Origin of the sequence: Acidaminococcus fermentans (genome assembly GCF_009696675.1) — a bacterium.
In the GTDB taxonomy this organism is placed as follows: Bacteria; Bacillota; Negativicutes; order Acidaminococcales; family Acidaminococcaceae; genus Acidaminococcus.
On record NZ_VULN01000002.1, the window covers coordinates 21,960 to 43,705 of the forward strand.

Consider the following 21,746-nt stretch of genomic DNA (forward strand, 5'->3'; position numbering starts at 1 on the left):
ACAAAAGGAGGGACTGCCATGTTCCATGAAAAATACCTGCGGGATTTCCTGAAAGTCTGCGAAAACGGCAACATTACCGCTGCCGCCGCCCAGCTGGGCCTGTCCCAGCCTGCTCTCAGCCGGATCGTGAAAACGGTGGAAAAGGAAGCAGGGATGCCTCTCCTGGTCCGGGAAGCCAGCGGAGTCTACCTGACACAGGCGGGAGAAATCTATGCCCGGATGGCCCAGGCCATGGTGGAAAACTACCAGAACGGTCTCCGGGAGATCCATGACCTGCGGGATTCCCAAAGCGGCCAGATCCGTCTGGGGCTGTCCCGGATCTCCAGTGAGACCCTGCTGCCGGTGATCCTGGAGCAGTTCCGCACCCTGTATCCCCAGGTGGAACTCCGTTTGACGGAAACCCTGATCCGACAGCTGAATCCTCTCCTCCGGCAGGGAAAAACTGGACCTGGCCCTGACCTATTTCCCTGACGATCCGGAGTTGGAATACACCCGGCTGCTGACGGATACGGTGTATCTGGAGGCCCCTCCCGGCTTCAGCCGGCAGTTTTCCTGGACCCCGGGTACCGGCCATGTGATGGAGGATGTGGGGCGGCTCCGGAATCAGCCCTTTATCCTGCTGAAACCGGGGCGGGGGCTCCGGTACAAGGCGGATCAGTTCTTCCGGGAGGGGAAGATCCAGCCCCGGATCATCCTGGAAACGGACAGCGTGGAACTGGCTCACCGGCTGGCCCTGGCCAACCACGGGTTCGCCCTGATCCCCCGGCTGGCTTTTCCCACCCTGGCCCGGACGGATCAGTCGGTGTTTTTCCAGGTGAAAGACCATCCTCTGGACCGGACCCTGTACCTGGCCCGGCGGAAGGGGGCCTACATGACCCGGGCCATGGAAGCCCTCTGCGGCCTGATCCGGACCAGTGTAACAGGATCCCGTTCTATGGTACAATAAGGCAAGTGAACGGAGGTGTTTTCTATGAACAGAAAACAGATGGCTCTGCTGGTTGGACTTTCTCTGGCTTTGGGGCAGACGGCTTTTGCCGCCGACCATGTGGCCGTGGTGGAGAAAGACGGAAAGCAGGGCGTGATCGACCGGGCAGGGAAGGAAATCCTGCCCCTGGTCTATAAAAAAATCGCAGTGGGGGATCCGAAAGAGGATCCGGCGATCCTGGTCCAGCTGAAGGGAAAATACGGCCTTTATGACCGGGAGGGAAAGCAGCTGCTGGCCCCCACCCTGAAGAAGATCACCGATATCAATGAAGGAATCATCGGCGGCGTGACGGAAAAGAAGTGGAATTTCTACACCCTCCAGGGAGCCAGGCTTCCCGGGGAATGGGAAGAGGCCCGGGCCTTCCAGGAAGGGCTGGCCCCGGTGAAAACCCAGGGCAAATGGGGCTTTGCGGACAAAACCGGGAAACTGGTGATCCCTGCCCAGTACAAGGAAGTCCGCAGCTTCAGCGAAGGGCTGGCCGCGGTGAAAAAAGACAGCCAGTGGTTCTATATCCGGAAGGACGGGAGCCTGCTGCCCAGCATGAGCGTGAAAAAGGCCGGGGACTTCCACCAGGGGGTGGCCGTGGTGGACGGAGGCTGGCTCATGGATACCCAGGGAAAGAAATACGCCAAACTGAAGCCTTATGCCTTCGTAGGGGACTTCCAGGACAATGGATTGGCGGAAGTGGGTGTCCGCCGGGCCAGCCACAGCTTCCTGGATTACATCTCCATCGGCTGGGGCTGGGGAGACGGCTGGGGCTGGGGCGGTCCCTACTGGGGCGTGGGCCCGGGCTGGGGTCCCTATTGGGGAGATTACGGCTACCACCATCATCACCATCATCACGGCTGGGGTGGCAGCATCGGCATCTCTCCGGGAGCAGTGATGCCCTCCAGTATGTACCGGGGCTATGTGAACAAACAAGGCCAGGAAGTGATTTCCCCCACCTACAGTTTTGTGTCCCCCTTCTACGGGAAACTGGCCCTCATCCGGGACGAGGGCCACTGGGGCATGGTGGATGCCAAAGGCCAGGTGGTGATCCCGGCAGCCTACGATGCCCTGCTGCCCTTCAGTGAGGGACTGGCCGCCTTCCAGTCGGACAAAAAGTGGGGGTTCATCGACGAGACCAACAAAGTGGTGATCCCCAACCGGTTCGACAGTGTCCAGAATTTCTTCCAGGACCGGACCACAGCAGTGGAAAAGGAAAAAGGCGGGATCATCGACAAAACCGGGAATCCGGTGGCCCCTTTCCGGTCCGAGCTCCGGGAGCTGGGGCCTCTGACAGCGGACCGGGCGGCCTACAAGGACGCCCAAAAGAAGAAATGGGGCTATGTGGATGAAAATGCAAAGGTCGTAATCTCTCCGCAATATGACAAGGCTGGAATTTTCGACTGATTTTTCAAATCGGCTACAAAAAACTATTGACAGAAACAGAGTGCAGTGGCATAATGTAAACCATACCATTTCAAACAAACACAGGTAATGAACGGGAGCGGAATCGCAGAAACTTCCAGAGAGCCGGCGGCGGGTGTGAGCCGGTAAGCTTCGAGGATTCCTCTCACCCGGGAGCCGCAGGGGGGAAAGACCAGTAGTCCCTGCCGTCCACAGTGCGTTAAGCTGAATGAGACCCAACATAGGGTGGTACCGCGTCCATTCGCCCCTATCTGCTTTGCAGCAGGTAGGGGCTTTTTGTGCAAGAGAGGGGAATACGTATGGGAATGACAAGAACACAGAAAATCCTGGCCCGGCATGCCGGCCGTCCGGAGGTGGAAGAAGGGGAACTGCTGGTTTCCCAGGTTGACCTGACCCTGGCCAACGATATTACCGGGCCTCCGGCCATTGACGAATTCGACAAAATCGGCCGTCCGGTATTCAACAAGGACAAGATCGCATTGGTGCCGGATCATTTCTCTCCTCCCAAGGACATCAAATCCGCCACCCTGTGCAAGCATATGCGGGATTTTGCCCGGAAGCATAACATCACCAACTATTTCGAAGTGGGCCGGATGGGCATCGAACACGCCCTGGTGCCGGACAGCGGGCTGGTGGCTCCCGGGGAACTGGTGATCGGGGCTGACTCCCACACCTGCACCTACGGGGCTGTCAACGCCTTCTCCACCGGGGTGGGCCAGACGGACCTGGGGGCAGCCATGGCCAGCGGCCAGACCTGGTTCAAGGTCCCCAAGGCCATCAAAGTGGTGCTCACCGGCAAAAAGCCGGACTACATTTCCGGCAAGGACGTGATCCTGACCCTGATCGGGATGATCGGGGTGGACGGTGCCCTGTACCAGTCCCTGGAATTCTTCGGAGAAGGAGTAGGGGAACTGGCCATGGCGGACCGGTTCACCATCTGCAACATGGCCATTGAAGCCGGGGCCAAAAACGGCATCTTCCCGGTGGATGACAAGACCCGGGCATACCTGAAGGAACGGGGAGTCACCCGGGAATGGGAACCGGTGGAAGCCGATGAGGATGCGGTCTACGACCGGACCATCACCATCGAACTGGACAAGCTGGTGCCGGTGGTGGCCTATCCCCATCTGCCGGAAAACACCCATCCGGCAGCGGAAGGCAAAGACCTGGCCATTGACCAGGTGGTGATCGGGTCCTGTACCAATGGACGGTATGAGGATCTGGTATCCGCCGCCCGGATCCTGAAGGGACGGAAAGTGGATCCCCGGGTCCGGTGCATCATCATCCCGGCTACCCAGGAAATCTACAAACGGGCCATGGACAACGGGCTGCTGGATATCTTCATCGAAGCCGGTGCAGCGGTTTCCACTCCCACCTGCGGACCCTGCCTGGGCGGCTACATGGGCATCCTGGCTGCCGGGGAACGGTGCGTTTCCACCACCAACCGGAATTTCCGGGGCCGCATGGGCCATGTGGACAGCGAAGTCTACCTGGCCAGCCCGCTGACGGCTGCTGCCAGCGCCGTTACCGGTCACATCACTGATCCCAGGGAGGTACTGAAATGAGTAAAGTATGGCGTTACGGAGACCATGTGGACACGGATGTAATCATCCCCGCCCGCTACCTGAACATCTCCGATTTCAAGGAACTGAGTGAACATGCCATGGAAGACATCGACACCACCTTTGCCCCCAATGTAAAACCCGGGGACATTATGGTGGCCGGCCGGAACTTCGGCTGCGGGTCTTCCCGGGAACACGCCCCCATTGTGATCCAGCAGAAAGGGGTCGCCTGCATCATTGCGGAAAGCTTTGCCCGGATCTTCTACCGGAATGCCATCAACATCGGCCTGCCGGTGCTGGAAATCGGGGAAGAAGCCAAAAAGATCCAGGCTGGGGACCAGGTGGAAGTGGATTTTGACAAGGGAGAAATCCATGTGGTGAACAAGAACCTGACCATCAAGACCCATCCCCTGCCAGCCTTTGTCCGGAAAATCGCCGAAGCCGGCGGTCTCATCAATTATGTGAAAGGAGTCCATGCCTGATGAAAGTCACTGTATTGGCCGGGGACGGCATCGGCCCTGAAATCACCGATGCGGCTCTGGAAGTCCTGAAGAAAACGGCGGAAGTGTTCGGCCTGGACATTTCCTACGATCATAAGCTTATGGGGGGCTGTGCCTATGACCAGTTCGGCACTCCCCTGCCGGAAGAAACCATCGCCAGCGCCAAGGCTGCTGACGGGGTCCTGCTGGGGGCCGTAGGGGGTCCCAAATGGGATCATATCGAAGACGTGACCAAACGGCCGGAGAAGGGCCTTTTGGGCATCCGGAAGGCCCTGGGACTCTACTGCAACCTGCGTCCGGTCCAGGTGCGGCCCTACATGGCCCATCTGTCTCCCCTGAAGACGGAACGGGCGGAAGGGGCCGATCTGGTCATCGTCCGGGAGCTCACCGGGGGCATCTATTTCGGGGAACACCGGGAAGCTGCCCTGGTGGACGGGGTGGAAACCGCCTCTGACGTGGAAAAATACACCCGTCCGGAAGTGGAACGGATCGCCGTGAAAGCCTTCGAGGCAGCCCGGCTGCGCCGGGGCAAGGTGACCAGCGTGGACAAGGCCAATGTGCTGGGGGCCTCCCGGATGTGGCGGAAAATCGTGGAAGAAATCCATGAGGCCAAGTATCCTGATGTGGAACTGAACCATTTTTATGTGGACAACTGCGCCATGCAGCTGGTGCTGAACCCGAAACAGTTCGACGTAATCCTTACCAACAACATTTTCGGGGATATCCTCAGCGACGAAGCCTCCACCATTGCCGGCAGCATCGGGCTCCTGCCTTCTGCCAGCCTGGGGGACGGCACCGGGCTCTATGAACCCATCCACGGCAGCGCCCCGGACATTGCCGGAAAGGACATTGCCAATCCCCTGGGGACCATCCTGTCTGCTGCCATGCTGCTGCGCTATTCCCTCCATCAGGAAGAAGCCGCCCGGGCCATCGAAAGGGCCGTGGACGAGGTGATGAAAGCCGGCTACCGGACTCCGGACCTGGCCGGAGAAGGACTCACCACCGTAGGCACGAAGAAAATGGGCCAACTGGTGGCGGAAGCGGTGAGAAAATAAGGGGTCTGCTGCCTGGGCAACAGACCGTCAGCGGTCAGCTGTCAAGGGTCAGCGGCCGAAGGAAAAAAGCTGCCTGGAAAGGCAGCTTTTTTTGATGAAGGAGATGAAAATTATGACCCAATGGGCGGACGGGAAAATACGGTGTTTCTGGGCCAATCCCAACAATCCCCGGTACATCCGGTACCATGATGAGGAATGGGGACGGCCGGTCCATGAAGACCGGAAACTGTTTGAGATGCTGCTGCTGGAAACCTTTCAGGCCGGTCTTTCCTGGGAATGTGTGCTGAACAAGCGGGAAGGGTTCCGGCAGGCCTTCGACGGCTTCGATCCGGAAATCATTGCCGGCTATACGGAAGCAAAAACAGAAGCTCTCCGGCAAAATCCCGCCATTATCCGGAACCGGCTGAAGATCCGGGCCGCCGTGACCAATGCTCAGGTGTTCCTGGCCATCCAAAAGGAATGGGGGAACTTCGACCGGTACCTGTGGCACTGGACGGAAGGAAAGACCATCCGGGAAACGGGTCTTGCCCATTCCCCTCTGTCCGATGCCCTGTCCAAAGACCTGAAGAAGCGGGGTATGAAATTCGTGGGCACCACGGTGGTCTACTCTCTCCTCCAGGCCGTAGGAGTCATCTGGAGCCACGAGAAGGGGTGCTGGCTGGAGCAGCAAAAGGGGGTGTGAAAAAATTCACACCCCCTTTTTTCATTTACATCTTCTTCACCGGCACCAGCCCCCGTCCCAGGGAAATCTGCCCGGTCCGGGCGATTTCGATGATCTGGTAGTCTTCCAGGACTTCCAGCAGGGCGTCGATGTGGTCTTCCCGGCCGGTGAGCCGGAGCACCAGGGACTTTTTCTGCACGTCCACCACTTTGGCATGGAACAGGTCCGCCAGGTTGGTCAGCTCTTCCCGCGCCTGGGGGGTGGGGGCGCTGACTTTGATCATGGCCAGTTCGTAGCTCACAAAGGGAGCGTCGTCCAGGTTCACCACCTTGATCACATCGATAAGCTTGGCCAGCTGTTTGATGGCCTGGTCCAGCTCGTACCGGTCCTCCACGGACACCACGATGTTGATCCGGGTCACGTCCCGTTCTTCCGTATAGCCGGCGTTGATGAACTCGATATTGATGGCCCGGCGGCTGATCAGTCCGGCTACATGGGTCAGGACCCCGGGCTTGTTGTCGGCCAGGATGGCCAGATGCTGTCGAATCATGATTGTTCGCCTCCTGTTACCATTTCATCCAGTTTCTTCCCACCAGGGACCATGGGGTAGACATTTTCGTCCGGCGGGATGGTCACTTCCAGAAGGGCCGGGCCGTCCTGGGCAAAAAGTCTGTCCAGGGCTTCCGGCAGCTGGTCTTCCGTTTCCACTGTCCAGGCCGGTACGCCCATGGACTGGGCAATCCCTGCAATGGACGGATTGGCCGTCAGGTCGGATTCGGCAAAATGGCCCTGGTAGAACATGCCCTGCCACTGATGGACCATGCCCAGGGTGTTGTTCCGCAGGACGACGGTCTTTACGGCAATGCCGTATTTGTGGAGGGTGGCGAATTCCTGACAGTTCATCAGGATGCTCCCGTCTCCGGTAATGAGCACCACCGGGTTGTCCGGAGCCCCCAGCTTGGCTCCCAGGGCGGCGGGCAGACCGTAGCCCATGGTCCCCAGGCCTCCGGAAGTGATGAAGTGATGGGGCTGGGAAACCGGGTAGAACTGGGCGGCCCACATCTGGTGCTGGCCCACATCGGTGGCGGCAATGGAATCGGGACCGGCCTTTTGGGCCAGCTGTTCCAGCACTACCTGGGGAGAAAGCCCTCTGTCAGAGGAAGGACGGGTACCGGAAGGATGGCCGGCCTTCATTTCCTGGAGCTCCTGGCGCCAGGTGACGGTCTGGACCGCCGGAATGGGGGCGGCTTCCAATTTCTTCCAGAAGGCGGGCAGGGACCAGCGGAGATCCCCGTTCACACTGAGATCCGCGTGGACGATCTTGTTGATCTCCACCTGATCGATGTCGAAATGGACGATCCGGGCTTTGGGAGCGAAGTTGGCCACAGAGCCGGTGACCCGGTCGTCGAACCGGGCTCCCACTGTGAGCAGCAGGTCACACTGGGTGATGGCCATGTTGGCGGTCCAGGTGCCGTGCATACCGGCCATGCCCAGGTTTTCCTCCCAGGCATCGGGGATGGCTCCTTTGCCCATAAGGGTGTATACCACCGGCAGCTGGGCGGCTTGGACGATCTGCCGGAGGGTGTCCGCAGTGTCGGACAGGACCACTCCGCCGCCCACCATCAAAAGGGGACGGTGAGCCTTACGGAGAGCCTCCAGGGCCCGGTCCACTTCTTCTTCCCGGCCTTCCTGGAGGGGCTGATACCCCCGGAGGGAGACGGTTTCCGGATATTCGTAGTCAAAGGCCGTGTCGAACACATCCTTGGCCACGTCCACCAGCACCGGTCCCGGCCGGCCGCTCCGGGCGATGTAGAAGGCTTCCTTCAGCACCCGGGGCAGGTCCTGAACCTTTTTCACCAGGTAGTTGTGCTTGGTGATGGGGGTGGTGATGCCGGAGATGTCCGCTTCCTGGAAGGAATCCCGGCCGATGAGATGGGTGGCCACCTGGCCGCTGATCACCACCAGAGGGATGGAATCCATATTGGCGGTGGCAATGCCGGTGACCATGTTGCAGACTCCGGGACCGCTGGTGGCAAAGCAGACACCCACTTTCCCGGTGGCCCGGGCATAGCCGTCCGCTGCATGGACGGCCCCCTGTTCATGGCCGGTGAGGATATGGGGGAATTTCATCCGGTACAGAGCATCATACAGGCTCAGTACGGCCCCTCCAGGATAGCCGAAGACAACCTGGACCTGTTCTTTTCGCAAACTTTCGATGACGGCTTCTGCACCGGTGATTTTCATGGTTTCCCCTGCCTCCTTTAAAGCTGGAATGGTTGTGGATTACTCGTTTTTGTCGTTTTCATGGAGCCAGGGCATCATGCTGCGCAGTTTTTCCCCGACTTTTTCGATGGGATGTTCCGCATGCTGACGGCGCATGGCCAGGAAGTGAGCCCGGCCGCCGGCACGGTTTTCCAGCAGCCAGTCTTTGGCGAAGGTGCCGTCTTGGATATCCTTCAGAACCTGTTTCATGGCAGCTTTGGAATCCTGGGTCACCACTTTCGGGCCGGCGGTATAGTCCCCATATTCGGCGGTGTCGGAAATGGATTTCCGCATTTTGGCCATGCCGCCTTCGTACATCAGGTCCACGATCAGTTTCATTTCATGGAAGGTTTCAAAGTAGGCGATTTCAGGCTGATAGCCGGCTTCGCACAGGGTTTCGAATCCGTTGGTGATCAGCTGGCAGATGCCGCCGCACAGGACAGCCTGTTCCCCGAACAGGTCAGTTTCCGTTTCTTCCTGGAAGGTGGTCTGGATGACCCCGGCACGGGTGCCGCCGATGCCTCTGGCATAGGCCAGGGCCAGGTCGAAGCATTTGCCCGTGGCATCCTGTTCCACTGCGAATACATCAGGGACGCCGCCCCCTTCTACAAAAGTCCGGCGGACCAGATGGCCCGGACCTTTGGGAGCCACCATGAACACGTCCACATCAGCGGGAGGGACGATCTGCTTGAAATGGACGTTGAACCCATGGGCAAAAGCCAGGGCGCTGCCGCTTTTCAGGTTGGGAGCGATTTCGGCTTTGTACACATCGGCCTGCTTTTCATCAGGGATCAGGACCATGGTTACGTCAGCAGCGGCTACCGCTTCGGCTACGGTCTTCACTTCCAGGCCGGCAGCCCGGGCCACATCGGCGGATTTGCTGCCTTTGTACAGGCCCACCACCACGTTGACGCCGCTTTCCTTCAGGTTCAGGGCATGGGCATGGCCCTGGCTGCCGTAGCCGATGACGGCCACCGTCTTGTCTTTCAGTACGCTCCAGTTAACGTCCTTGTCATAAAATACTTTTGCCATGGGAAACATCTCCTTTGAAAATAGAAATAAAATGGGGATACGCTGCAGGGGTTTTTCGTATAAAAAAATCCGTCCCTATGAAAATAGGGACGGAAAGTTTCCGCGATACCACCCTGGTTCTCCGGCCATTGCTGGCCTGGAGCGCTCTGCAACGTACTATCATACGCGTTCCGGTTAACGGGGGAAAGCCGTCCGTGCTTACTGTTTTTCAGCAGGCTCCTGGGGGAGGATTTTCGTTTGCCGGTTTCTGCTGGCTCTCACCATCTGTCAGCTCTCTGGGAGAAACGGGAGGCAAAGTACTCGTTCCCTTCATGGGATTTGCCTTGTTCACTTGGTTTGAAAAGGATGGTGTCAGTATACATTGCACAAGAACAGTTGTCAACATGATTTTTAAAAAAGTTCCAAAAGCACAAAACGAAAATAAAAAGTGTAAAGAATGTAATAGCCGTTTTTCTATTTCCGGAACCGGTAGCCCACGCCCCATACGGTTTCGATGTACTCCGGTTTGGTGGTGGAGGTTTCGATCTTTTCCCGAATCCGGTTCACGTGGACGGAAACCGTGGCCGTGTCCCCCAGGGAATCTTCTCCCCAGATCCGCTCGAACAGGGTCTCTTTGCTGAACACGATCCCCGGATGTTCCGCCAGGAACAGCAGCAGGGCGAATTCCTTGTTGGGCATGATCACTTCTTTCCCGTCCACATAGACCCGGTGGCCTTCCCGGTCGATGGTCAGGCCTCCCCGCTGGAGCACCGGGCTGGCGGCTTTCTGGCCGGTGAGCTGCCGGTACCGCTGGAGATGGGACTTTACCCGGGCCACCAGTTCTCCCGGGCTGAAGGGCTTCACGATATAGTCATCGGCGCCCAGGCCCAGGCCCCGGATCTTGTCCACATCTTCCTGCCGGGCGGACACCATAAGGATGGGGATGTTCCGCTTTTCCCGGATCTGCCGGCACACCTGGAACCCATCCAGCCCCGGCAGCATAATGTCCAGCAGCACCAGATCCACCTCTGGTTCCAGGGCTTTCTTTTCCCCGGAGGGGCCGTCCGGGGCGATTTCCACCTGATAGCCGTTGGCTTCCAGATAATCCCGTTCCAGTTCCGCTATATCCCTGTCATCTTCAACAATCAGGATCTTTTCCATTGTTCCCATTCTCCTCCAAAGAAAATTCCATGCATATTTTCAGGCCCCTGGGCTGATTGGCCTCCGCCCAGATCTTTCCCTTCATGGTTTCCACGATTTTCCGGACCACCGCCAGGCCCAGGCCGCTGCCGGCGGACACATGGCTCCGGGCCCGGTCCGTCCGGTAGAAGCTTTCAAAGATCCGGTCCAGCTGGTCTGGTGCCACCCCGGATCCGTTGTCCGCCAGTTCCAGCCGTACCCGGTTCTTTCCGTCAGAGAACAGGTGGAATTGGGCGGTGCCGGTTTTTTCCGTTTTGTATTTCCAGCTGTTGCTCAGCAGGTTGTCCAGCACCCGGGCAAACTGGTCCCGGTCCATTTTCACAGGGGCCCGGTCCAGGGTGCTTTCCAGAGTCACCTGGAGGCCGTTCTGTTCCCAGTGATCCTTTTGTTCCTCCACATAGTCCTTCAGACAGGCGCAAAGATCCACCGTTTCCCAATGGAAGGGAACCTGGTCCAGATCCAGTTTGGAAAACAGGAACAGGGTCTGGTTCAGTTTGGCCATGCTTTCGGTGGTTTCCAGGATTTTCTGGAGGTACCGCTGCTGTTTTTCCGGGGTGTCCGCGATCCCGTCCTGGAGCCCGGAGGCATAGCCCTGGATTTTGGTGAGAGGGGTGGCCAGGTCGTGGGCGATCCCTGCCAGCATTTCCTTCCGGCTCCGGTCATACTGCTCCCGTTTTTCCCGGGCATGGCGCAGTTCCAGCCGGGTGGTCTCAAAGGCCCGGAGGGTGTCTCCGATTTCATCCCGGCTGTCGGCTTTCACCGGGGTATCCAGGTCTCCCCGGCTCACCTGGGCGGCCACCCGGCGGAGTTTGTTCAAAGGCTTCAGCAGCTGGACGGCCATAAGCCGGCTGAGAGCCAGGCCTGCCAGGGCAGCGGTCAGCATCACCAGCAGGAAGGCTCCTACGAAGCTGCCCTTGAACAGTTCCTTGGAGTGCATGGCGAACCGGTCGTCGGTTTCCACCAGCGGGTCAGCCCCCACCACATAGGTTTCCACGCCGGTCTGGAGGGAACGGTAGTAGAAGGCCACTCCTTTTTTTCCCCAGCTGATGCCACCCCGGCCTTCCGGTACCTGCTGGAGAGTGGCGGTGCGGATTTCCTCCGGCTGCTGCCCTTCCGTCACATAGAAGGGCTGGCCGTTCCGTTCCAGCAGTACCCGGAGCCCCTGGTCTTCCAGATGGTCACTGACCAGCAGCAGAGGTTTGGGTTTGTCCGGGTTGTAATGGTCTGACCGGACCCGGAGCCGGGTCAGTTCAAACTGGATGGACAGAGTGGGGCCGCTTTCCGGCCAGATGAAGGAAAGGACGCTGGCACGGTTCAGGTTTTCTATACCAAAGATCCAGAAAATCCCCACACTGAGCACCATGAAGCAGAGTACAGGGGTCAGGATCATCAGATAGTTGGCGGCCAGCAGCCGTTTCCGGATGGGAAGGTCTTTCCAGCGCATAGGTTCCACAGTCCCGCCCGGGAAAAGCGGGAGGCTCCTTTCTTTTTGAATGTCTTCATATTATAGCATTTTTCCTGGGGCCTCCGAATGGAAGGAAAGATTGTTTCGAAAGAGTTTATGGGCTGTTTCTTTCTTTACAATTAAAAAATAAAAAACAGGAGAATGCAACAAAAACACAAAAAGATATTGACAAGCGTCCTCACGGGAGATAAAATAGCGACAATTCACAATTTCAAATCCCAATCCCATGAGGGGAAAGAGTAGTCCGGGGGAAGCTGACAGAGAGATGGCGGCAGGTGCGAGCCATCAGGGGAACCTGGAGGAAACTGGTCCCGGAGGAGACAGGCTGAAGCAGTGCAGTAGGCCTGGACGGTGTTCCCCGTTACCGGAAGCGCGTATGACTGTACGTGGCAAAGTGTCCCGGACCAGCAATGGACCGGGGAAACAGGGTGGTACCGCGGATTTTTCCGTCCCTTTGGAGGGACGGATTTTTTTTATTTCTGCGGCCACCGTCAAATCGACTTTCCCCACCCGGGTTCCGATACCAGAACCCATTGAAAAGGATCAGGGCCACGATACCAGGGCCCAGTTGAAAAGGAAACAGCGTTGAAGGAGGACCTCTTATGGAAATGACCGGCGCAGAAGCCATCCTTGCATGTCTCAAAGCAGAACAGGTCCCGGTGGTTTTCGGCTACCCGGGAGGGGCCGTACTGGGCCTGTATGATGCCATTTACAAAACCAACTTTCCCCATATTCTCACCGGCCACGAACAGGGGGCCATCCACGCGGCGGACGGGTACGCCCGGGCCACCGGAAAGGTGGGGGTGTGCATTGCCACCAGCGGCCCCGGGGTCTGCAACATGGTGACGGGGATTGCCACCGCCAACATGGATTCCATTCCCCTGGTGATTATCAGCGGTCAGGTGGCCACCTCCCTGATCGGTCAGGATGCCTTCCAGGAGGCGGACACCGCAGGGATCACCACTCCCATCACCAAATACAACTATCTGGTCCGGAAGGTGGAGAACCTGCCCCAGGTGCTGAAAGAAGCCTTTTACATTGCCCGGACCGGCCGGCCGGGACCGGTGCTCATCGACATCGTCACCGACGTGTTCGATGCCAGACTGGATTTCCAGTATCCCCAGGAGGTCCATCTCCTGGGCTACCAGGGGAGTCTCCATCCCCGGCAGTCCGATGTCCGGCGGGCGGCGGAAGCCCTCTGCCGGGCCCACCGTCCGGTGATCATGGCCGGAGGCGGGGTGATCCTGTCTGGCACCGGAGGAGTGCTTACGGAACTGGCCCGAAAAACCGGGATCCCGGTGGTCACCACCCTGATGGGGAAAGGGGCCGTGCCCGATTCCCTCCCCCAGAACCTGGGGATGCTGGGGATGCACGGCAGCTACGCCGCCAATATGGCAGTATCCGGCTGTGACCTGCTGCTGGCTTTCGGGGTCCGGTTCGACGAACGGTCCACCGCCAAGGCCAGCCTGTTTGCCCCGGCGGCCCGGATCGTCCATTTCAATGTGGAACCGGGGGAAATCAACAAGATCATCCCGGTCCAGGTGGCGGTGCCCGGCGATCTCCAGGAATCCCTGCCCCTTTTTGCCAGTCTGGTGGAACCTCTGGCAGAAGCCGTTAAAGAGCAGACGGCTCCCTGGCGGGAACAGGGAGAAGAAATGAAACGGGAGGTCCCCTGCAGCGCCCATGGGTGCACCGGGGGGATTTCTCCGGAAACCGCCCTGAAACAGGCGGCGGCCCGGGCTCCCCAGGACACCCTTGTGGTCACCGACGTGGGCCAGCACCAGATGTGGGCGGCCCAGTTCTTCCCTACGGAACAGCCCCGGCATTTCCTTACGTCCGGAGGGCTGGGCACCATGGGGTTCGGCCTTCCTGCCGCCCTGGGAGCCAAAGTGGGGGAACCGGACAAAACCGTCCTCCTGATTACCGGGGACGGGAGCATTTTGATGAACTGTCAGGAATTCACCACCCTGCCCACCTACGGCATCCAGGTGAAGACCATCGTCCTGCGGAACGGCCAGTTGGGCATGGTGCGCCAGCTCCAGGGCCTGTTCCGGGGAGGCCGGTATTCCCAGACCAAACTGATCCGGAAGCCCTCCATGGCCAAAATCGCGGAAGCCATGGGGATCCCTTCCCGGAGCATTTCCCGGCCGGAAGAGCTGGCAGAAGGTCTGGAGTTCCTGTTTGGGTCGGAGGGATCCGCCCTGCTGGAAATCACCATTCCCGAGGATGAACGGGTCTATCCCATGGTCCCGGGCAGCAAAGGGCTGGATCAGATGATCCTGGGCCCGGAAGAGAAATAAGGAGGAAAACCCATGAAATGGCAGCATATCGCCCTTCTGGTCAACAACCGGCCGGGAGTCCTGTCCCATGTGGCCGGACTCATCGCCCGCCGGAACATCAATATAGAATGCCTGAACGTAGGCTACACGGAAATCCCGGAAATCAGCCGGATCAACCTGGTGGTGGGAGTGGAAAGCCGGTTCCAGCTGGACCAGGCCATCCACCAGCTGAGCCATCTCATCGATGTAATCAAGGTGGTGAACCTGGATGATGCCCCCCTGGTGAGCTATGAACTGACCCTGATCAAGGTCAGCGCCCCTACCCCCCAGATCCGGGAAGAACTGACCAACATTGCTGGCCTGTTCCATGCCAAGATCGTGGATGTGTATCCGGATTCCCTGATTTTCCGGCTTACGGGACGACAGGATCATATTGAGGCCTTAAAGCAGATGCTCCGGAGCTACACCGTCCTGGAAATCGCCACCACCGGCCAGATTGCCCTGGGACGGGGGCCCCAGACGGTGAAGGACAGCCTGCTGGCCGCACCTCGGCCGGAAGAAACGGAACCGGCTGAAAGGAAAGGAGAACAGCCATGAGCCAGAACCAGACCGCGGATTTCCGCCTGTTTGCCCGTTTGTCCGTCCTCCGGAACCTTCGCCGGGATCCGGTGATCCACAGCCTGGCCAAAGCCCAGGCCCATCCGGAACGGGAGAAACACCTGGCCCGGGCCCGGGAAGCTGTCCTGGCCGCCGCTGAAGAGCTGGGCCTTGCCGGGAACCTGTGGCAGGGATACTTTTTCCATCTCCTGGCAGAAGGGGACAACCTGGCCGCCCAGGTGGCGGAAAACCGGGGCACCGCCGGCAGCGGCCTTCTGGCGGCTCTCACCCGGGACCTGGAGGCCCTCCGTCCCTTTTTGGACCTGTCCGGGCAGGCGGTGTTCCAGGACGGGTTCTATGACCATTATGAACCCAGCCGGCCGGCCCGGGAGAACCTGGAAAGCCAGCTGGCCCGGCAATTGAAAGAAACCCCTGAAGCCGCCGGACAGGCCCGGCTGCTGCTCCACCATTACCAGCGGTACGGCCGGGGAAAAATGGCCCGGTATGAAGCCTTCTGCCTGGATGCCAAAGGACGGTTCCAGGGGATTGCCGACTTTCCCCATTACGCCTGGGACGATATCCTGGGTTATGAGGACCAGAAGGAGAAGCTCCTGGCCAATACCCGGCAGTTCATGGCCGGCCGGGGCTGCAACAATGTGCTGTCCACGGGCAGCCGGGGCACCGGGAAGTCCACCTCCATCAAGGCCCTGATCCCCCTGTTCAGTGCCCAGGGCCTGCGTCTGGTCCAGATCAAGCGGGATCAGCTCCAGCTCTTGGCGGAAGCCATGGAACGGGCCGGGAAGATCCGCAGCCACCGGTTCCTGTTCTTCTTCGACGACCTGTCCTTTGATGAGAACGAAAAGGAATACAAGTACCTGAAATCCGCCATTGACGGAGGGGCTGCTCCCCAGCCGGACAATGTGATGCTGTGCGCCACCAGCAACCGGCGGCACCTGCTGAAGGAAACCTGGACGGACCGGAGTGACGACCTGGAGGCGGAAGTGTACCGGGAAGACGCCACCAACGAATCCATTTCCCTGTCCGACCGGTTTGGGCTGATCCTCCATTTCGGGGCTCCCACCCAGCAGGAATACCTGGCCATCATCGACCACGAACTCCGGAAAGAAGGCATCCAGCTGTCCCCGGAAGAACTCCGGGTGGAAGGGGTCCGGTGGGAAATGGAACACTCCGGCCGGAACGGAAGGATTGCCAAACAGTTCGTCCAGTGGTATCTGGGGAATCATTGAGAGGGTTGCTGCGTCTGCAGCAGCCCCTTTTTCCTGTCTGATAACCGCCGGTTTTTTCTTTTTTTCTGGTACAATAAAGGCAGAACAGGAGGGAAAACCATGAAAAAGACGGTGTTGTATATGGATAAGGTGGAAAGTCCCTTGGGGACCATCCTCTTGAGCAGCCATGGAGAAAAACTGAACGGGCTGTGGTTCCAGGGAGAGAAGTATGAAGAAATCCGGATGAAAAACGAAGACGGTGTGGAAGAACGGCCGGATCTCCCTGTATTCCAGGAAACCCGGCGTTGGCTGGACCTGTATTTCCAGGGGAAAGATCCAGGCTTCACGCCTCCCCTTGAACTGTCCGGCAGTGATTTCCGGCAGCAGGTAGGGCGGATCATGCTGACCATTCCTTACGGAAAGACCATGACCTATGGCGCCATTGCCCGGGAAATGGCCCGGAGGGAGGGAAAGGAGCGGATGTCGGCACAGGCCGTGGGAGGAGCGGTGGGCCACAATCCCATCAGCTTGATTATTCCCTGCCATCGGGTGGTGGGGACCAGCGGAAGCCTGACCGGATACGGCGGCGGTATGCCCCGGAAAGTGTGGCTGCTGGAACATGAAGGAATCGATCTGAAAGCCTCCGGTTTCACCATACCGAAAAAAGGGACTGCCCTGTAACAGGGACAGTCCTTTTTGCTTCCAGGAGATTCAGTTTCTTCCCCACACGGTCCAGCGTCCTCCTTCTCCCAGCTTCTCCCAGTCTCCCGGGACCTGCTGGAGGAAGTCTTTCTGGCTGCTCTGGTCCACCAGCACAATGAGCCGTCCCGTATTCGGCAGATCTTCCAGGGCTTGGAAGGGCATCATGTTCTTGGCGTTCCAGTTGATTCCTTCCGGCCGCATCTGCTGCAGCCGCTGCCGGGTTACCAGCCGGGGAGCGGGAATCTTGCTGTAATAGGTGAAGGAAACCGGATACCGGCCCCCGTACACGTACACCGGCACCCCGGGCACATGATGGACGGAAACCAGCTGGGCTACATCCCAGGCGGAAGCCTGGCGGCACAAAGGGGCGGCCAGCACAAAAGACAGCACCGTGAACAGCAGGACCATGGCCGCGGCTGCCCGTTTCACCCAGTACTGGAAATCCAGCCGGCTGACGGCACAGGCCAGGCCTATGGCCAGCGGGGGCAGGTAGGGGAAGGTGTAGGTGGGATATTTGGTGGCCATGCATTCAAAGAAGAACCAGGTGACCAGCACCCACAGGAACAGGAAGCGCTGCTGGTCGTCCAGGCTCTTCCAGAAGGTCCGGGTCTTGATCCGTTCCTTCAGGGTCTTCCCGTACTTCTTCCACAGCCAGGGCAGGCTCAGGCTCCAGGGGAAGCAGCCAATGAGGAAAATCAGGAAGTAATACCACCAGGTGTTGTTCCGGGGATGTTCAGACACCGTGGCCCGGAGCACATTGTGGACCCCGATGAACCCGTCCAGGAAGGCGAAACCGTGGAGAAGTGTCATGGGGACGTACCAAAGGGCGGCAATGGCCAGAGCCAGCAGGATCCCCCGGAACAGCTTCATGTGGGCCAGGGTCTTGAAATCTCGGTTCCCGGCCAGGTAGGCCAGGATGATCAGGCCGGGGAGCACCAGACCCAGAGGCCCTTTGGTCAGGATGGCCACCCCGGCCAGGACATAGGCTCCGTAATACAGACGGGGCCGTTTTTCTGTCTTGGCAAGGTAGAACAGCATCAGGGCTCCATCTATGGCAACAAACAGGGTCATGTCGGTGATCACCGCCTTGGCCAGGTAGAAATATTCCACACTGGTGGCCATAATGAGACCACTGAGGAATCCCACATTCCGGCTGTACAGCTTCTGGGTGAACCAGTAGGTCTGGAGCACCCCGATGGTGCCGAAAACCGCCGGGAAGAACCGGGCGGCAAAGGAAGTCTCTCCAAACAGTTGGAAGGCCGCCAGCAGTTCTCCGTAGAACATCCAGGGTTTGTCATACCAGTAGTTTCCGTAGATCCGGGGGGAAAGCCAGTCCCCGGAAGCCAGCATCTCCTTGGCGGTAAGGACATAGTTGGATTCCACCGGATCGGTGATCAGCAGCTGTCCGTTGCCGGCAAAGAACAGCACCAGGCTCAGCAGCAGAAGCAGAAAAGCAGGCCAGTGCCGATGATAAAAGCCCAGCAGCGGATTGTCGTCATGTTCCCAATATTCCATATCCGGATCCTCCCATATCTTGATGGTTTCAGTATAGAAGGGAATCTTAAAGGAAAATTAAACACAATCGAAGGATTGATTAAAGAAAAGGAGGACAGCTGTACGTACGACTGCTGGTATGACAGGAAGAGGAAAAATAAAATACGGAAAATTCCAAGTGAATCCGGAAGGCGGTAACCGGGACCGGAATTATCTCAATGATGGAGCCAAGGGAACCGATTCCCTGGCAGTAGGGGCCGGGGCTTATGCCGATGGGACCATGGGGGCAACCGCCCTGGGCAATGATGCCCATGCAGAAGGGGAACGGGCTTTGGCCGTAGGGAACGGATCCCGGGCCACAGGGTTGGATGCCATTGCCATCGGCACCGGGTCCCAGGGAGAAGCCAATGGCACCAATGCCATTGCCATTGGGGAACAGAGCCATGCTGTAGGCCTGTACACCACAGCGGTAGGCAGTTATTCCGAAGCCACTGCAGAAGGGGCCGTGGCCCTGGGGCAGCAGGCCAAGAGCAAAGGGGCATACAGCACCAGCATCGGCCTTATGGCCAACGGCATGTATGAAGGAGGCACGGCCGGGGATCATTCCACCGCCGTAGGCGCCTATTCTGAATCTTCCGGACTGGCTTCCACAGCTTTGGGCGGCTTCAGCAAAGCCACTGAGAAATTTGCCACTTCCCTGGGGTATGCCAGTGGAGCCGGCCTGCGGGGGACGGCGGTGGGAGCCGCCAGTCTGGCAGAAGGAGAAGGGGGAACGGCTGCCGGTATCCTGAGCCGTGCTGTTGCCTCCGGGTCCGTGGCTCTGGGCATGGAATCCGTGGCCGACCGGAAAGCGGGCTGGCAGGGCTACCATCCCGTATACGGCCAGATGGTCGATTCGTCTCCTGCCTGGCAGTCCTCGTGGGGCGCCGTGTCCGTAGGAGCTGGGCCTCAGGATCAGGATGAAAACGGCAGGCCGATTCCCCAGCGGACCCGGCAGATCATCAACCTGGCTGCCGGCACGGAAGATACGGATGCCGTGAACGTAGCCCAGCTGAAGGAAGCCATGAGCGATGCCCGGATCTCCATCCATGCCGGAGAAGGGATCATTGTGGAGAAACGGGGAACGGAATACACCATCAAAGCCAATCTCAACGGATTGAGCAACGAACATGGAACGGTACATATCCTGTCCGACCCCAGTGAGCTTCCCGGCACCCAGGATGAGCCGGAACTCAGACCGGCCAGAGCTGCCCTGCGGGCGGTGGCGGAACCGGAAACTGACGACGGAGGTCCGGTCCATGTAGGTTACGTGGCCAACGAGGTGGATTTTGCCACCGACGATGGGAATACCGCCAAACTCAACGACGGGGGCACCGTCAAGGTACTGGGCGGGGACAACATCCATACGGCTTCCAGTTCCACTACAGTCGAAAATGGCCGGACTGTGGACAAAATCCACATCCATCTGAAACCGGACATCAAGGTGGACAGTGTGACCATCGGGGAAAAGGGCCCGGTGCTGGATGGAAAGGGTATGGATATGAAAGGTCTGTCCATTACGGGACTGGCACCTGGTGAAGTGTCGGCTGCCTCTACCGATGCAGTGAACGGCAGCCAGCTTCACGCCACCAACCAGATGGTCCAGGAAAATCGGCAGAACATCACCCAGTTGGGGAACTCTCTGAACAAACTGGATGCCCGGGTGAACCGGGTGGGTGCCGGGGCCGCCGCGCTGGCAGCTCTCCAGCCCCTGGACTTTGATCCGGATGACAAATGGGATTTTGCCGCCGGATACGGCAATTATGCAGGAGCCCATGCCATGGCCATCGGGGCCTATTACCGGCCCACGGAAGATGTGATGTTCAGTGTGGGAGGCTCCTTCGGCGGAGGCGAGAATATGGTCAATGCCGGAGTCACCTTCAAATTGGGCAAAGGAGGCAAAGTGACCACCTCCAAGACGGCCATGGCCAGGGAAATCAGCATCCTCCGCAGCAATGTGGAAGAACTGAAAGCCATCGTCAACCGCCAGAGTGCCCTGATCGATCAGCTGACTGCAAAAGAACGGTAAGGAAAAGGGGCTGTTGCGTATGCAACAGCCCCTTGTTTTCACGCATCTTCCCAGACTTTTTCCGCAATGGACCGGATCAGACGGAGCTTGGCCCACTGTTCTTTTTCCGTCAGCAGGTTCCCTTCTTCGGTGGAGGAGAAACCGCACTGGGGACTCAGGCACAGCTGGTCCAGGGGTACGTATTTTTCCGCTTCCCGGATCCGGGCGATGATGTCTTCTTCCTTTTCCAGTTCCGGGGTCTTGGAGGTCACCAGGCCCAGGACCACCTGCTGATCTTTGATGAACCGGAGAGGTTCGAAGCCTCCGGCCCGGTCGCTGTCGTATTCCAGGAAGAATCCGTCCACATGGCAGCGGCCGAAGAGGGTTTCCGCCACCGGTTCGTAGCCGCCGCTGGAGAACCAGGTGGAACGGAAGTTCCCCCGGCAGATGTGCATGGTGATGGTCATGTCCTCCGGTTTGGCTTCCAGGGCCCGGTTGATCATATCCACATAGTGGTTGGCCAGTTCATCCAGGTCAAAGCCCCGTTCTGCATAGGCTTTCCGCTTGTCTGCGTCGCAGAATTCTCCCCAGCTGGTGTCATCCAGCTGCAGGTACCGGCAGCCGGCAGCGTAGAAGGACCGGATGGCCTGCTGGTAGGCCAGGGCAATGTCCGTGAACAGCCGGTTCTGGTCCTGGTATTGGGGAATGGGTTCATAGTGTTTTTCCCGGACGCAGCAGATCAGGTGCAGCATGCTGGGAGAGGGGATGGTCATTTTGGCCAGGGTGTCCCCGGCCGCTTCCTTCAGGAACCGGAAATGGTCCAGGAAGGGGTGGCTGCCGAAGCTGATGGGACCGGTGATCTTGGCAGTCCGGGCTTTGGGCTGGGCCCCTTTGAAATGGACGGACCAGTTTTCTGCGGAAATCTCCGTAACTCCTTCCAGTTCCGTCAGGAAATCCAGGTGCCAGTACCGGCGGCGGAATTCCCCGTCGGTAACGGCCCGGAGTCCCACTTCTTTTTCCTTGGCCACCAGGTCCCGGATGGCTTCGTCTTCCGCAGCCTTCAGGTCAGCGGCAGTGATGGTCCCGGCGGCAAAAGCCTCCCGTTTTTCCTTCAAAGCAGCCGGCCGCAGAAAGCTCCCTACAATATCATACCGAAAAGGCGGTTTGTTCTTTACAGTCATGAATATATCCTCCCACATCATTCACATTTTGTTCATGGGAAAAGTATAGCATACGCATAGGGATTTGGATAATGCAGAAAAACAACCGGTTGCTATAGATTTTGGGAAT

19 protein-coding genes and 2 other annotated features are annotated in these 21,746 nt (G+C 58.7%); of the genes, 12 read left to right on the top strand and 7 right to left on the bottom strand.

The genetic code is table 11. The features are described from left to right. Positions 1-18 precede the first annotated feature (18 nt). The 7 genes from FX155_RS11615 to FX155_RS01365 all read left to right on the top strand — a co-directional run bounded on the left by FX155_RS11615 (position 19) and on the right by FX155_RS01365 (position 6,194). Positions 19-471, top strand: a complete 453-nt coding sequence (locus FX155_RS11615; RefSeq protein ID WP_154487493.1) for a LysR family transcriptional regulator — start codon at positions 19-21, stop codon at positions 469-471. Positions 472-481: 10 nt separating this feature from the next. Then, on the top strand, positions 482-946 hold the full coding sequence (locus FX155_RS11620) for a LysR family transcriptional regulator substrate-binding protein (RefSeq protein ID WP_268234262.1): 465 nt from the start codon (positions 482-484) through the stop codon (positions 944-946). Between the two features lie 24 nt (positions 947-970). Then, positions 971-2,377, top strand: coding sequence for a WG repeat-containing protein (locus FX155_RS01345; protein ID WP_022487947.1), 1,407 nt, complete (start codon positions 971-973; stop codon positions 2,375-2,377). A gap of 317 nt (positions 2,378-2,694) precedes the next feature. After that, positions 2,695-3,960: a 3-isopropylmalate dehydratase large subunit gene (gene leuC / locus FX155_RS01350; protein WP_022487948.1), complete on the top strand. Its 1,266-nt coding sequence runs from the start codon at positions 2,695-2,697 to the stop codon at positions 3,958-3,960. After that, positions 3,957-4,439: a 3-isopropylmalate dehydratase small subunit gene (locus FX155_RS01355; RefSeq protein ID WP_022487949.1), complete on the top strand. Its 483-nt coding sequence runs from the start codon at positions 3,957-3,959 to the stop codon at positions 4,437-4,439. The genes leuC and FX155_RS01355 overlap by 4 nt, the downstream gene beginning before the upstream one ends. Then, positions 4,439-5,512: a 3-isopropylmalate dehydrogenase gene (gene leuB / locus FX155_RS01360; protein ID WP_022487950.1), complete on the top strand. Its 1,074-nt coding sequence runs from the start codon at positions 4,439-4,441 to the stop codon at positions 5,510-5,512. Before FX155_RS01355 ends, leuB begins: the two co-directional genes overlap by 1 nt. A gap of 112 nt (positions 5,513-5,624) precedes the next feature. Continuing rightward, positions 5,625-6,194: a DNA-3-methyladenine glycosylase I gene (locus tag FX155_RS01365; RefSeq protein WP_154487497.1), complete on the top strand. Its 570-nt coding sequence runs from the start codon at positions 5,625-5,627 to the stop codon at positions 6,192-6,194. A 25-nt stretch (positions 6,195-6,219) separates the two neighbouring features. Here the strand turns inward: FX155_RS01365 and ilvN (FX155_RS01370) are convergent, their stop codons facing one another. From ilvN (FX155_RS01370) to FX155_RS01390, 5 genes are all read right to left on the bottom strand, one after another. Then, entirely contained in the window at positions 6,220-6,723 is a 504-nt protein-coding gene (gene ilvN / locus FX155_RS01370) for an acetolactate synthase small subunit (RefSeq protein WP_154487499.1), read from the bottom strand. Further along, positions 6,720-8,417 carry a biosynthetic-type acetolactate synthase large subunit gene (ilvB, locus tag FX155_RS01375; RefSeq protein ID WP_154487501.1) on the bottom strand — a complete coding sequence of 566 codons (1,698 nt, stop codon included), beginning with the start codon at positions 8,415-8,417 and terminating at the stop codon, positions 6,720-6,722. Before ilvB (FX155_RS01375) ends, ilvN (FX155_RS01370) begins: the two co-directional genes overlap by 4 nt. A 39-nt stretch (positions 8,418-8,456) precedes the next feature. After that, complete coding sequence (gene ilvC / locus FX155_RS01380) at positions 8,457-9,467, bottom strand: ketol-acid reductoisomerase (protein WP_022487954.1); 1,011 nt, start codon at positions 9,465-9,467, stop codon at positions 8,457-8,459. An 82-nt stretch (positions 9,468-9,549) separates the two neighbouring features. After that, positions 9,550-9,789, bottom strand: a binding site (T-box leader). A gap of 131 nt (positions 9,790-9,920) precedes the next feature. Then, positions 9,921-10,607, bottom strand: a complete 687-nt coding sequence (locus FX155_RS01385; RefSeq protein WP_022487955.1) for a response regulator transcription factor — start codon at positions 10,605-10,607, stop codon at positions 9,921-9,923. Further along, positions 10,585-12,090, bottom strand: a complete 1,506-nt coding sequence (locus FX155_RS01390; RefSeq protein ID WP_022487956.1) for a sensor histidine kinase — start codon at positions 12,088-12,090, stop codon at positions 10,585-10,587. The genes FX155_RS01385 and FX155_RS01390 overlap by 23 nt, the downstream gene beginning before the upstream one ends. A 238-nt stretch (positions 12,091-12,328) precedes the next feature. Then, positions 12,329-12,568 (top strand) — a binding site (T-box leader). A 145-nt stretch (positions 12,569-12,713) separates the two neighbouring features. On the opposite strand from FX155_RS01390, the gene ilvB (FX155_RS01395) reads away from it, so the two are divergent. From ilvB (FX155_RS01395) to FX155_RS01410, 4 genes are all read left to right on the top strand, one after another. After that, complete coding sequence (ilvB, locus tag FX155_RS01395; RefSeq protein ID WP_154487503.1) at positions 12,714-14,411, top strand: biosynthetic-type acetolactate synthase large subunit; 1,698 nt, start codon at positions 12,714-12,716, stop codon at positions 14,409-14,411. A gap of 12 nt (positions 14,412-14,423) precedes the next feature. Further along, complete coding sequence (ilvN, locus tag FX155_RS01400) at positions 14,424-14,987, top strand: acetolactate synthase small subunit (RefSeq protein WP_022487958.1); 564 nt, start codon at positions 14,424-14,426, stop codon at positions 14,985-14,987. Continuing rightward, positions 14,984-16,234 (top strand): ATP-binding protein, encoded by a 1,251-nt coding sequence (locus tag FX155_RS01405; RefSeq protein WP_154487505.1) that lies wholly within the window; start codon positions 14,984-14,986, stop codon positions 16,232-16,234. The genes ilvN (FX155_RS01400) and FX155_RS01405 overlap by 4 nt, the downstream gene beginning before the upstream one ends. Before the next feature lie 99 nt (positions 16,235-16,333). Continuing rightward, positions 16,334-16,894, top strand: a complete 561-nt coding sequence (locus tag FX155_RS01410; RefSeq protein ID WP_022487960.1) for a methylated-DNA--[protein]-cysteine S-methyltransferase — start codon at positions 16,334-16,336, stop codon at positions 16,892-16,894. A 30-nt stretch (positions 16,895-16,924) separates the two neighbouring features. Here the strand turns inward: FX155_RS01410 and FX155_RS01415 are convergent, their stop codons facing one another. Next, entirely contained in the window at positions 16,925-18,430 is a 1,506-nt protein-coding gene (locus FX155_RS01415) for an ArnT family glycosyltransferase (RefSeq protein ID WP_154487507.1), read from the bottom strand. 157 nt (positions 18,431-18,587) lie between these two features. Here FX155_RS01415 and FX155_RS01420 point away from each other — a divergent pair, with 157 nt between their 5' ends. Next, the gene (locus FX155_RS01420) at positions 18,588-20,477 is read left to right on the top strand and encodes a YadA-like family protein (protein ID WP_195839596.1); all 1,890 of its coding nucleotides are present in this window, start codon (positions 18,588-18,590) and stop codon (positions 20,475-20,477) included. 38 nt (positions 20,478-20,515) lie between these two features. On the opposite strand, the gene FX155_RS01425 is transcribed toward FX155_RS01420, so the two are convergent. After that, a complete protein-coding gene (locus FX155_RS01425) occupies positions 20,516-21,637 on the bottom strand; it encodes a 5-methyltetrahydropteroyltriglutamate--homocysteine S-methyltransferase (protein ID WP_154487511.1) in 1,122 nt (373 codons plus the stop codon). Between the last annotated feature and the right edge of the window lie 109 nt (positions 21,638-21,746).

Bases quoted from the DNA above. Each gene is read 5' to 3' on its own strand.
- FX155_RS11615 (WP_154487493.1), top strand. From the start codon at position 19: ATGTTCCATGAAAAATACCTGCGGGATTTCCTGAAAGTCTGCGAAAAC.
- FX155_RS01345 (WP_022487947.1), top strand. From the start codon at position 971: ATGAACAGAAAACAGATGGCTCTGCTGGTTGGACTTTCTCTGGCTTTG.
- leuC (WP_022487948.1), top strand. From the start codon at position 2,695: ATGGGAATGACAAGAACACAGAAAATCCTGGCCCGGCATGCCGGCCGT.
- FX155_RS01355 (WP_022487949.1), top strand. From the start codon at position 3,957: ATGAGTAAAGTATGGCGTTACGGAGACCATGTGGACACGGATGTAATC.
- leuB (WP_022487950.1), top strand. From the start codon at position 4,439: ATGAAAGTCACTGTATTGGCCGGGGACGGCATCGGCCCTGAAATCACC.
- FX155_RS01365 (WP_154487497.1), top strand. From the start codon at position 5,625: ATGACCCAATGGGCGGACGGGAAAATACGGTGTTTCTGGGCCAATCCC.
- ilvN (WP_154487499.1), bottom strand. From the start codon at position 6,723: ATGATTCGACAGCATCTGGCCATCCTGGCCGACAACAAGCCCGGGGTC.
- ilvB (WP_154487501.1), bottom strand. From the start codon at position 8,417: ATGAAAATCACCGGTGCAGAAGCCGTCATCGAAAGTTTGCGAAAAGAA.
- ilvC (WP_022487954.1), bottom strand. From the start codon at position 9,467: ATGGCAAAAGTATTTTATGACAAGGACGTTAACTGGAGCGTACTGAAA.
- FX155_RS01385 (WP_022487955.1), bottom strand. From the start codon at position 10,607: ATGGAAAAGATCCTGATTGTTGAAGATGACAGGGATATAGCGGAACTG.
- FX155_RS01390 (WP_022487956.1), bottom strand. From the start codon at position 12,090: ATGCGCTGGAAAGACCTTCCCATCCGGAAACGGCTGCTGGCCGCCAAC.
- ilvB (WP_154487503.1), top strand. From the start codon at position 12,714: ATGGAAATGACCGGCGCAGAAGCCATCCTTGCATGTCTCAAAGCAGAA.
- ilvN (WP_022487958.1), top strand. From the start codon at position 14,424: ATGAAATGGCAGCATATCGCCCTTCTGGTCAACAACCGGCCGGGAGTC.
- FX155_RS01405 (WP_154487505.1), top strand. From the start codon at position 14,984: ATGAGCCAGAACCAGACCGCGGATTTCCGCCTGTTTGCCCGTTTGTCC.
- FX155_RS01410 (WP_022487960.1), top strand. From the start codon at position 16,334: ATGAAAAAGACGGTGTTGTATATGGATAAGGTGGAAAGTCCCTTGGGG.
- FX155_RS01415 (WP_154487507.1), bottom strand. From the start codon at position 18,430: ATGGAATATTGGGAACATGACGACAATCCGCTGCTGGGCTTTTATCAT.
- FX155_RS01425 (WP_154487511.1), bottom strand. From the start codon at position 21,637: ATGACTGTAAAGAACAAACCGCCTTTTCGGTATGATATTGTAGGGAGC.